We start from the raw sequence: 11779 nt of genomic DNA, 5'->3' as shown, positions 1-11779 counted from the left end.
GCAAAATTAAAGTTATCTAATAACATATCATACTTTTATAACGATTGTATATGTTTTTTATCTAAAAACTATGGTAACAACTGCTACTGCTACAAAAAATAAAAGACTACCCCAAATAATCTGTGCTTTCTTTTTAATATTCATCACACCAGAAAATTCACGCAAAAAAGCAATAATCCGGTATGGAAAAGGACTCTTACCACCACGCCCATTAGCAGTTACCTTTTGCTGTTGTGCTAATGTTGCACCTCGCAAAATGTGATAGTCACTACTATAAAAAGTAAAAGGTGTGTGTAATATTTCTGATGAATTTCTGATATTTTCAAACGTATTGCGTGATTGATCTTCAAGCATTGTCTTTTCAATTGGTACGTGCAACTCTTTTACTGCATAATCTCGCATTGCTTGAGCTTCGGAAACGAGTTCATCTTCACCTTGCCCACCTGAAAAAACAATCATCGGGTAAGGTGTCATTTGATTAGCATCCTTCACCGCCGCTTTAATGCGTTGACTCACAATGCGACCAACAAAATAGCCATCAACCAATCCGCCCCCTAACACCACTAATGGTCCTATTTCAGGACGCTTGATAACAAAACCGTAAATTATACTCGTAATGAAAAAGCGCAAAAATTGCCATAACACAAATAAAGCCAACCATGAAATAACACCACGCAATTGCCAGATATCTGATGGCAGCCATTGTGGTAAATAAATAGAGACATTAAGCACAACATAAAAAATAATCATGCCAGACAAAACCATATTAGCAAACGTGTGTCCCGACTGATGCCACTTTTTATAGCTATAAAACAGCAAAACTAATAAGAGACTTAACCCTAAAAAATCACCAATCATGCCAACTATCAATGCAACATGATAAACGACATTATTATCAGGCCGAAAAAGTGTATACATGAAATACCCAAACACAGCCAACATAAAAAGCACGTAAGCGCCAACTTGTAAAGAAGCCACATTCGTCCTGATTTGGTAATTCAGCAATATAGCCAAACTAAAAAATACGATGATTATAATGATTTCATTGATTATCATGCCTTAATTGTAACACGCCACCAACACTGATATTGTATGATCTTATCTTTGCAAAAAAAGTGAATGATAATAAAAAAGCGCTTAGTAGCACTTTTTTTATTTTGTCACTGGAAACTTATCAGACGCACCCTGTGGCACCCTAACTAAGTTGAGTGCAACAAGACGCTCTGCAATTTGAACAGTATTCCATGCAGCACCTTTTAGCAGGTTGTCTGACACGACCCACATGTGGAAACTATCATCATTTTCCAAATCAGGACGCACGCGACCAACAAATGTTTCACGCTTACCAGCTGCATTAACTGGCTGTGGGTATAATTGTTCTGCTGGATTATCTTCTAGCACAACACCAGCGGCTGAACGTAAAGCTGCTTGAATGCTAGCCGTTGTCGCCCCAGCGCCGTCATTAGTTTCAAAATAAACCGTTTCCCCATGTCCAATGGGTACCGGTACGCGTACCGCTGTACCTGTTACTTTGACAGCTTTAGAATTTTTGTCACCAAACATGATTTTCTTAGTTTCATGGATCATTTTCCATTCTTCATGTGTATAACCATCATCTTCAAAAACGTCAATTTGTGGTAATAAATTATATGCCAAAGGATAGTGGTGTTGCGCTCCCTTGACTGGTAAAATGTTGGCGTGAACTGGTTCACCAGCATTATAAGCCGTTGTCTCTGCCACCAATTCATTCCAAGCAGACTGACCAGCACCTGATGCAGCCTGATATGTTGATACTATCACACGTTTCAAGCCAAATTGTTGTTTAATGGGTGCTAATGCGACTACCATTTGAATGGTCGAGCAATTAGGATTTGCGATAATGCCGTTATGCGATGATAATGCGCTTTCATTAACTTCAGGAACAACAAGTGGCACATCATCGTTCATGCGCCAATAGCTCGAGTTGTCAACTACCACTGCCCCGCGTTTAACCGCTTCTGGCGCATATTGAGCTGAGACTGAACCACCACCACTTGCCAAAACCAAATCAATACCATCAAAGCTCTCTGGCGTGGTCGCTTCAACAGTAATTTTTTCACCTTTAAATTCTAATTGTTTACCTGCTGAACGTGGTGAAGCCAATAATTTCAAAGAATTTACTGGTATTGTTGACTGTTCCAGTTGTTCAATGAGTCTCGTCCCCACAGCACCCGTGGCACCCAAAATAGCGACATTATATGCTTTTGTCATGATTTTCTCCTAATCTACTAAAATACGATGTATCCGTTCATGGAAACCTGTGGTGATTTCCCACGGTGCTAATTTGGCATATTGCGCCACATCTTCTACCGTGTTTTCTAAATTACCGTCCACGCCGATAAATGTTACTGTTGTGCCAAGTGGATATTCATGCGGTAGGCGAATCATCAGCTGATCCATGGCAATTTGTCCTACAATTGGTACATATTGTCCGTCAACAATCACATTAAAACCAGTTAATGAACGCAACCACCCATCCCCATAACCAATTGGAACTGTCCCAATCCATTCGTCTTCAGACGTGGTATAAATATGAGAGTAACTAATGCCTTCTCCAGCCGGTAATTTTTTAACAAAATTCATCTGACTACGTAATGATAATACAGGCATCAAGTCATGACCATCAGCTAACTCACCACGGGATGGTTCAATACCGTAAATCACAGTACCAACTCGAATAACTTCATGTGGTACTTCATTTGGATGATACAGTGCTGCACCAGAATTCGCTACATGATAATACTCAGGCTTTGGTAAACCGTCGGTCAAAGCATGCCAACGTTTGAGCTGCTTCTCAAAATAGCGTGTGTCAGATGAATCGGATTCAGCAAAATGGGTGCACAAACCGACATATTCGAATTTATCTGCATGTGCCTGTACAAAAGCAATTGCTTCGGCCACTTCAGAACGTTCTCGAAAACCAATGCGCCCCATTCCCGTATCTAGTCCCAAAGTTACTGGTAAACGCTGTTCACCACTCAAGTGTTGTTCTGCTGTTTTCAGCCAATCTATCGAGACAACTGTCGCCATAATATGTTGTACAGCCATTAATTCGGCATACTCCGCTGGTGAAATACCTAGAATCAGAATAGGAACTGTCAAACGTTGGTGTCGTAGCGCTAACGCTTCATCAATGATAGCAACAGCAAGACCGTACCCACCACCAGCCACGGCAGCTTCAGCCATTGTATGCAAGCCGTGACCATAACCATTTGATTTTACAGCTAGAAAAACTTTATCCGCACCAGAAGTGGCTTTAACCACTTCAATGTTATTTTTAACTGCAGCCAAAGAAATTGTCATCTCAGTTGGTCTTGTAATTGCTTCTACCATCAGTCCCTTTAGGTACGTCCATTAAATCAATGTCGCACACTTGCCTTTCTATATAGAAAAAATCCACAGCACACAAACTAGTAGCCATGGATTCCAATTAAATTGCAATCAACCACATAGCACTCCGCTTGCGCGACAGTCCGCCAGTTATTGACTAACGACCCAGCTAACTAACCTTACAGTACTAGTGCTTCGGCTATTTCCCCTTTGACTTGCTTCCTCGTATCTGTAAATACTCCACAAGCTACTGATGTCAATAGCAACCTCTATGATTTTTAAATTGTTATTATTGTATTCTAATTTTTCTTATTTGTCAAATAACTGATTTTAAATTACATATAATATTTTTGACTTATGTTATAGTTAAAATAGTTCGATATTAAGGATTATTTTATGCGTAAAATACTGATTATCTTTCTAGCCAATTCTTTCATAGTAACCTCAGCAAACGCAAGTAGCATTCAAAATCCAACCACTAGTTGGAAAAAAATCATAAAAAAAACTGACACTGACGCAACTGTTATTGCTAGTATTCGTGATTTATCGACCGGTAAGACCTATACCTATCGCAATAGCCAAACTAAAAAAATCATGATGGCCTCTACTATCAAAGTTTCGATTTTGGAAGCACTCATGATTCAAAAACAAAATGCGGGCGAACTCTTAACGGCCGATGAAAAAGAAAACGCAACACAAATGATTATCAATTCTGACAATGATGCAGCAACTGTATTGTGGACAGAAATCGGCGGTGATGATGGTCTAAACAATTTTTGGCAGAGTATTGGTGTTAAGATTACACAAGCCACTTATTTTGGTGAAACAATGGCTACTGCCAGTCAACAAAACAAAATACTAGATCAGCTATACAACACAAAGTCACTGTTAAATACAACCTCAAAAGCTTATATTTTGTCACTGATGAGTCATATCTCAGAAACGCAAGACTGGGGCGTTAGTACAGGGGCTAAAGATGTTGCGTTAAAAAATGGTTGGATGACAGATTACAACGCTAATAATGGCACTTGGATTGTCAACTCTAGCGGTATTATTGATGATAAATACATTTTAACAATTTATACAACGGGCAATAGTGATTACCAAACCGGAGTGACATTGGTCAATAAATTAAGCAAGGCTGCAAACAAACAGCAAAATAAAAAAGCAACAACCCCTACCAGTATTTGGGACCGGATAAAAGCGTTACTAGTTTGATTAGCAACTCAATTCCTCGTATAATAGATTTAACAACTATGAAGAAATGATGGAAATTATGACACAACTTGTAACTGCAAACGAAATGCAACAAATTGATCAATACACAATTGATGTCATTGGCATGCCACAAGATGTTTTAATTGAGCGCGCTGCAATGGCGGTAGTTGATGTCATCGGTGCCGGCCATTTTGATCTCAACCATGTTCTTGTATTAGCTGGTTTAGGCAATAATGGCGCAGACGGTGTCGCCATTGCCCGTCTGCTCTATGCACAAGGCATTAACGTTTCGCTACAATTTGTAGGCAACGTTAATCGGGCTAAAGATAGTGTCAAACGGCAGTTGTCTATTATTGAGGCCTATGGTGTTGTTCGCTCTGAAAAAAGTGACTTCAACGAAGCAACATTAATTATTGATGCTATTTTTGGCGTCGGCCTAAATAATGATTTACCAGAAGGGCTGCAGAAAATGATTAAGGCAGCCAATCATATTGAAAAGCCAGTTATTGCCGTTGACATGCCCACAGGCATTGACGCAACTACTGGCGAAGTAAGAGGGGCTGCATTAAAAGCCCATACAACCGTGACTTTTGGTTTTAAAAAAGTAGGACTAACAAAACGCGTAGGTGGCTACTTGTCAGGTGATACTATCGTAAAAGATGTTGGTATGCTTGTACCAGAAGATTTTGAATTTAGTCTACCGCTATCACAGTCCGCCACACATGAGAGTGAAGCCATTTAAGCATTATAAAAATCCACCCACTGAGGTGGATTTTTTTGTACCAATTCTTATTTGTGATAAGGAGATCCTTGTTGAATCATAAAAGCACGATATATTTGTTCAATTAGCACTAGTCGCATTAGTTGGTGTGGCAGGGTTAACAACCCAAAACTCATCTTAAAATTAGCGCGATGTTTCACTTCCGGTGACAGTCCTAATGAACCACCAATTATAAATGTCACATCTGAATAACCATCCACCGTAATTTGATTCATTTTTTCAGCAAAAACTTCTGAAGGTAGTTGCTTACCCTCAATGGCTAAAACAATAACATAATCACGTGCACCAATTTTTTCCTGAATACGCTGACCTTCTTTAGCCATAATTTGTGTATTCTCGGCTTCACTAGCCTTTTCTGGTGTCCTTTCATCAGGCACTTCAATTAAATGAACTTTAGCAAACCGAGATAACCGCTTGGTGTATTCTGCAATGCCATCTTTTAAATATTGCTCTTTTAACTTGCCTACTGTGATAATTTTAATATTCAATGTCTATTACTTATTTAACCTTTCTTAATTATTTTTAGATTCTTGTAACTGCAATTCTAATTACGTTATCCACACGAACAAATTTTATTTGTTTTTAAATAAATGCCTTTATATCAACGTTTCTTCTGTTCGCTTGTAATAGTTATCCACAGTTTTTAACTTTTTCTGATAATAAGTGGATAACTTTATAAACTCATTTTGCATTTAATTAACTGAATTTCTGTCTCTAAAACACTACTTTTCCACAGTTATTCACAATATTATCCACAGATGTGGATAAGCACATTTGTTCGCCAAACATTATGCGATAAATTGTCTACAATGTTCGTTAATTTTAAAATTAAGACTGATTATAAGAAATAAACACGATAGAACACAGTTTACACGAACATTACAATATCTACTCACTATTTTTGTGGATAAGTCTGTTTTTGATCGGTCAATCACCAATAATTTACTTTTTTTTAAAGAACAGGCTTTCTTATCCACTATTATACTTGATTTTTCCACATTTTTCAGGAGTTTTCCCCCAAGTTATTAACATTTACACACAGTTTTCAACATTTTCTGAAAACACACGTTATCGTCTCGTTGTCAACTAAAGGTAAAGAAAAAGCTAACGATAATCGTTAGCTTGCTAATTTTTGGGTTAATTTAACTTTAACAGTTTTCTTATTACTGTGGTGGTAGTATGTCAATGTGATCGTATCACCTAATTTGTGTTTGTATAGGACTTCACGCAGATCGGCTTGTGTCGTCACTTTCTTGCCATCGATACCTACAATCACATCATACTTTTTCAAACCAGCATTGTCAGCCGGTCCTTTTTTCGTCAAACTCATGACCACAACACCGCCTGTGACACTATCGGGAATTTTGAGTGTAGACTTTTGATCGTCAGCAGTCACTTCTGACAAATTAACTAAACCAATGCCTATGGCTGGCCGTGTAATTTTGCCGTCCTTGACCAACTTATTGACAACATCTACCACTTGATCTGAAGGAATCGCAAATCCCATTCCCTCAACACTAGTACCTGATGACGAAGTAGATAATTTCATTGAATTAATGCCAATCACTTGTCCGGCAAAATTAATCAACGGACCACCAGAATTACCTGGATTAATCGCGGCATCCGTTTGAATAACAGTCGAGCCACCATAATTTTGACCATTTTCAGAAGTCGCTTCAACGAGTCGTTTTTTAGCAGAAATAATGCCTTGTGTAACTGAAGAGGCATACTCTGAGCCCAAAGGAGAGCCAATCGCTAACACATTTTCTCCAACCGCTATTTTACTGGAATCACCAAACTCAGCTGTTGTCGTCACATTGTCACTTGCAATCTTTAGAACCGCTAAGTCAGTCATAGCATCTTTACCAACCAAAGTGGCAGTCACTTTTTTCCCATTGTGGAGCATCACTTGAATTTTAGCTGCACCGTCAATGACATGATTATTTGTCACAATAAACGCCGATTGATCTGATTTTTTGTAAATGACACCAGATCCCTCAGACGATTCTTCATAATTCTGTCCCGATTTACTAAAATTCAACACAGACACGACCGCATCTGAAACTTTATTATAAGCTGTCGTAGCAGTTGCATTTTTAGAAATCGACGACGTTTTGGTTGCCGTTGTGCGTACTGTTTGTGTGGTACTTTTTTCAAGCCCCTCTTGCGCGTATAAAATAACGCCTCCGCCGACTAAACCTGCAATGACGCCAGTTAACACTGTTTTTGTTAATGTTGATTGTGCCATATATTACACCTCTTCATGTCGTTATGTTTTACTTTATCAAGTTGAAATTAACCTAAAATTAAATTACTCTGACAAATTATCCCCAGTAAAAGCGTTGATTTTCAACGTATCTCTCTCACCGTCACTGTGAGTCACTACAAACAGCCAAACTGGTGTATAGATATCATACCCATTCACTTTCAAGGCGGAATCATAGGATAACATTCCTTTAGATAACTTATCACCAGAATTTAATTCGTTAAATCTGTACAAACTAACAATCGCGTCCTCTTCACTCAACGTAACACGTTCATCTCTTAATTCAGTGATATGGGATATTTTGGTCTGTGTAAATCCAGTGGCTTTCCCATCCTTATCATAATTCACCACGAATAACCCTTGCTGTGAAACAACAGGTAACTTATCAATTTTTTGCGAGTAAATACCTTGTTTGGCACCTTGTTCGTAAGAAAGGATCTTATTATATTGATACCCTGCGCTGTATGCTAAGGCCGTTGGGTCAATCTGATTACCAATATATTTACTTGTCTCGTTTTTACTGCCGCTACTCTTAATACTTTGTGGTGTTTTGAAATTGACAGAAAGCTTCTGATTTTTGACACTAGCCTCATAATCGGACACTTTGCCCGATAATGAGATTAATTTGTCAGATTGCTTGCCAGCTAAATAATTAGCATACGGTATCTTGGTGCTAAACTTGGACAACTGGATATTTTGATGCTTCATTTCAGCAATAATACTGGTATTGGCGTCGGTTACTTGGACACTGTCTGGGCGATTACTTCGCCACCACACGAAAAGAAAGGTATCTAAAGAAATAAATAAAATGATCATCAAAATTTTTAATCTTTTAAATTGCATTTTTTAAATTGTGACTGATACTATCATCACGTACCAGTCAACAGCCTTCCTTTCTTAAATATATTGTTACCCTAATGGAATTGCTTATTGATTAGCACAAGTTTTCAAATAATCATCCACACTCAACCAACCACTAGCTGTTTCAATCATCCAAGTTGGGCGCATATTAACTGCCGCATGACTATCTTTGTTGACCAGCCACTCATAACCGGGTGTTATAAAATAATAATCGCTTTCTTTGACACCAGCCTGTCGTAAACGATTAAGGACATCCGATGACTTAGGTAGCGTAACTTCTTTTTGATTGTTCGGCACGGGTACACCCAGTTCATTCAACGAATACGTGCTAATCAAGTTACCATGATTGTCCAATGTCATGTGAATCGCGCCACTTTCAGATTGATAATATACCGGCATTCCTTCAACAAACGTGCGATAGGTGACGTTTTTACCAGCATTACGGCTTTCATAAAAGCGTGTATCAGTTAAGTTAAGCTGCAACAAATTAATCTGAGAAAACCCAATATTTAATCTCGCAGCATAAGTTTTATCTAATTTGCCATCAGCCTTGTTGTCTTTAAAGGTAACCGTATCAAGATCCGGATCATAGGTGACTTGTTGGTCGCTAAATTTATTCGTATAGATAACTTTATTGCCGTCGGTTGTCGTTGTTAGTTGATTCGTTGTACCCAGTAATGCTGACACATACGTCGTTGGATCGCGGTGATTCACTAAATAAGAATAAACAGGTAATTTAATATCTTTTGGAAAATTTAATCGCACGCGATTGTTCAAAGATTTAAAATTGACTGTAAGCGATTTAGGCAACTTTTCAGCTACGGCCCACATGCTGGCCGTATTAATTTTACTCAAACTCACTGTTACCATTGTTTTCGTTTGGGTATTTATAAAATAGGCTAGATTGGATTTATCAAGTGATAACACAAAGTAATCAAAATTAAAATTTTTAATTGCAGCAATGTGTTGGTTATATCTTGCGTTAAAATAATCAATCGGCACCACATCCGGATAGCGATAAACTACTGCTTGTTTTTTACTAATTGCAGCAATAATCATTGTATTTGAAACTTTTTTCTTATGAGGATTTTTAATCTCAGCAGATGTTAAATAGCTGCGCATCGTTTTGATTTGCTGATTATCAGCGTGCATCACCATATTCTGGATGCCATCCTTATCGTTGACAATATAGTTTGTAGGTCTAAATGCCGTCACCGATTGTTGATCTTGCTGACCAGATGGGCTCACATTTTGTTGTTGCCCAATAGACATAAACACAAAGGCCGTCAGTATAATCGAAATTAAAATAGCCACCGTAAGTATGACGTTCATCGTAATTCCTTGAACAGATCGATTATTCCGCATCCCAATCATCCTCCGGAACTTCGTCCACATAGGCTAACGAAATATAGAACGTTGAGCCTTTGTTTTCCACAGAATCAACCCAAATTCGACCATTGAATTTCTCAACAACTTCCTTAGAAATGGCTAATCCTAAGCCTGTACCGCCTTGAGCGCGCGAACGAGATTTGTCCACTCGGAAAAACCTGTTAAAAATGTTGTCCAAATCCTTGCGTGGAATACCTAATCCTTGATCTGAAATACTCAAAATAGCGCGTGTCTTAGTCTTAATTAGACGCGCTGTAATGGTGCCACCATCTGGCGAGTATTTCACGGCATTATTCATGATATTGTCTAGTACTTGCGTAAATTTATCTGGGTCAACTTCAACCCAAACATCTTCTTTAGTAAATTCACGTAAGATATTATATCGTTTTGACGGTGATTCATCATTTTTAGCATCGTTTTCCAAGATCATATCAAAACGATTCAGCACAAAGTTAAACAAGCTATTTAAATTAATGACTTCTAATTTAACATCCATCGTGCCCTGATCAAGTCTTGATAATTCAAGCAAATCATTAATCATACGAATCATACGTTGCGTTTCATCTTGCACAACGCCTAAAAAGTTCTGCGCCATATCAGGATCATTGATTGCACCTTCAGCAAGCGCATCAACATACGAACGCACAGATGTTAATGGTGTGCGTAATTCATGAGACACGTTTGAGACAAACATTCGCCGTTCAGAATCTATACGTTGCTGTTCTGTAATATTGTGTAAAACTACAACTAATCCGGAAATAAAACCAGATTGACGCTTAATTAATGACACATAGGCTTGTACTAATAAATCCTTGCTATCATCCGACAAATCAACCCGAAAATCATCTAAGTTCTCAAGCATTTCCCGCAAGGTACGCTTGTTTTTCAGATGTAATAAATCAATAACATTCTTTCCCAAAGCTTCTTCACGGTCAACACCAACAAAATCAGCAGCGGCTTGGTTAATAATGGTCACTTCACCACGTCGATTAGCGGCCAAAACGCCATCTGCCATGTGTGTCAAAACCGAATCCAAACGATTACGTTCTGCGTTAACTGTTTCCGTTGACTCTTCGATACGCATTGAAAGTTCGTTCACCGACATCGCCAATTGACTCAATTCATCGGAACCATAAATATGATTAACCATTGAGTAATCACCATCAGCAATTTTGGTCGTCTGTTCATTAATTTGCTCAATTGGTCGTGTTAGCGTTCGCGCCAAAAAGAGAGCTAACGCAATACTAGCGACAAGCGCAACCAAGCCTGCAATGATAAACAACTTCATAACGTTGTTAATGTTTTTATAGACTGGCGATAGACTCGCTTTGACCACAATCACGCCGGGGACATCTTTAAGGCGACCGTTAGTCACGCCAAGCGGTGTTGTCATCAATTCTTTGCGATCGCCACCTTCATTAATGGTCCGTGTTTGTAAATATGATTGATCACCAGCCAATGCTTTTTGGGCATTGATATCCGTCGTTTTTTGTCCAATGGTCTGCTGTCCGGAAACAGAAATTGTCCCACGGATTGTTCCTGTTTTGTCAATAACTTGCGCTTCTTGTATATTTGTATTATTTAATCCAGACAAAACATCCTGAATTTGATGATTGCCAGATTCAGTATCCTTGTCCCGAAGCGCTGTTGTAATTTGATCCGTCAAATATTTTGGCAATGTAATTTGCTGTTGAAAGGTCGCTAAATTTTGCTGTTCCATTTGCCGTACGAAAAACGCACCCAATAATTCGAGTGCGATAATCATTAGCAACACGAATACGAGTGCAATACGAAAGCGAATAGATTGAAAAAATTTAGTCATTGCCGTCATGTCAGTTGTGCTCAGATAAGAGCTACGATCTCCCTAGTTATGTACGCGGTCAAGCCGCTTATTT

General features: G+C 38.6%; 10 protein-coding genes and 1 riboswitch. Of the genes, 2 read left to right on the top strand and 8 right to left on the bottom strand.

Annotation, left to right across the window (positions count from 1 at the left end):
* Positions 1-57: 57 nt before the first annotated feature.
* The 3 genes from ACI3ES_RS00540 to alr all read right to left on the bottom strand — a co-directional run bounded on the left by ACI3ES_RS00540 (position 58) and on the right by alr (position 3372).
* Positions 58-978, bottom strand: a complete 921-nt coding sequence (locus ACI3ES_RS00540) for a YdcF family protein (protein WP_242029711.1) — start codon at positions 976-978, stop codon at positions 58-60.
* A 174-nt stretch (positions 979-1152) separates the two neighbouring features.
* Positions 1153-2250 carry an aspartate-semialdehyde dehydrogenase gene (locus tag ACI3ES_RS00535; protein ID WP_114667437.1) on the bottom strand — a complete coding sequence of 366 codons (1098 nt, stop codon included), beginning with the start codon at positions 2248-2250 and terminating at the stop codon, positions 1153-1155.
* 9 nt (positions 2251-2259) lie between these two features.
* The gene (alr, locus tag ACI3ES_RS00530; protein ID WP_114667436.1) at positions 2260-3372 is read right to left on the bottom strand and encodes an alanine racemase; all 1113 of its coding nucleotides are present in this window, start codon (positions 3370-3372) and stop codon (positions 2260-2262) included.
* Between the two features lie 109 nt (positions 3373-3481).
* A riboswitch (Lysine riboswitch) is annotated at positions 3482-3649 on the bottom strand.
* A 116-nt stretch (positions 3650-3765) separates the two neighbouring features.
* Between alr and ACI3ES_RS00525 the strand changes: the two genes are divergently transcribed.
* Together ACI3ES_RS00525 and ACI3ES_RS00520 are read left to right on the top strand one after the other, a co-directional pair.
* On the top strand, positions 3766-4587 hold the full coding sequence (locus ACI3ES_RS00525) for a serine hydrolase (protein WP_114667435.1): 822 nt from the start codon (positions 3766-3768) through the stop codon (positions 4585-4587).
* Between the two features lie 58 nt (positions 4588-4645).
* A complete protein-coding gene (locus ACI3ES_RS00520; protein WP_080518948.1) occupies positions 4646-5329 on the top strand; it encodes an NAD(P)H-hydrate epimerase in 684 nt (227 codons plus the stop codon).
* Between the two features lie 47 nt (positions 5330-5376).
* Here the strand turns inward: ACI3ES_RS00520 and rlmH are convergent, their stop codons facing one another.
* From rlmH to walK, 5 genes are all read right to left on the bottom strand, one after another.
* Positions 5377-5856: a 23S rRNA (pseudouridine(1915)-N(3))-methyltransferase RlmH gene (gene rlmH / locus ACI3ES_RS00515; RefSeq protein ID WP_114667434.1), complete on the bottom strand. Its 480-nt coding sequence runs from the start codon at positions 5854-5856 to the stop codon at positions 5377-5379.
* A 629-nt stretch (positions 5857-6485) separates the two neighbouring features.
* A complete protein-coding gene (locus ACI3ES_RS00510; RefSeq protein WP_114667433.1) occupies positions 6486-7616 on the bottom strand; it encodes a S1C family serine protease in 1131 nt (376 codons plus the stop codon).
* 63 nt (positions 7617-7679) lie between these two features.
* Positions 7680-8450, bottom strand: a complete 771-nt coding sequence (yycI, locus tag ACI3ES_RS00505) for a two-component system regulatory protein YycI (protein ID WP_242029708.1) — start codon at positions 8448-8450, stop codon at positions 7680-7682.
* A 111-nt stretch (positions 8451-8561) separates the two neighbouring features.
* Entirely contained in the window at positions 8562-9860 is a 1299-nt protein-coding gene (locus tag ACI3ES_RS00500) for a hypothetical protein (RefSeq protein WP_114667431.1), read from the bottom strand.
* On the bottom strand, positions 9850-11715 hold the full coding sequence (gene walK / locus ACI3ES_RS00495; RefSeq protein ID WP_036066468.1) for a cell wall metabolism sensor histidine kinase WalK: 1866 nt from the start codon (positions 11713-11715) through the stop codon (positions 9850-9852). The genes ACI3ES_RS00500 and walK overlap by 11 nt, the downstream gene beginning before the upstream one ends.
* Positions 11716-11779: the final 64 nt, after the last annotated feature.

The sequence above is a fragment of the Leuconostoc falkenbergense genome (assembly GCF_045801155.1).
Classification (GTDB): domain Bacteria; phylum Bacillota; class Bacilli; order Lactobacillales; family Lactobacillaceae; genus Leuconostoc; species Leuconostoc falkenbergense.
The sequence above is the reverse complement of the archived record's forward strand: the minus strand, read 5'-3'. Positions and strand labels throughout refer to the sequence as shown.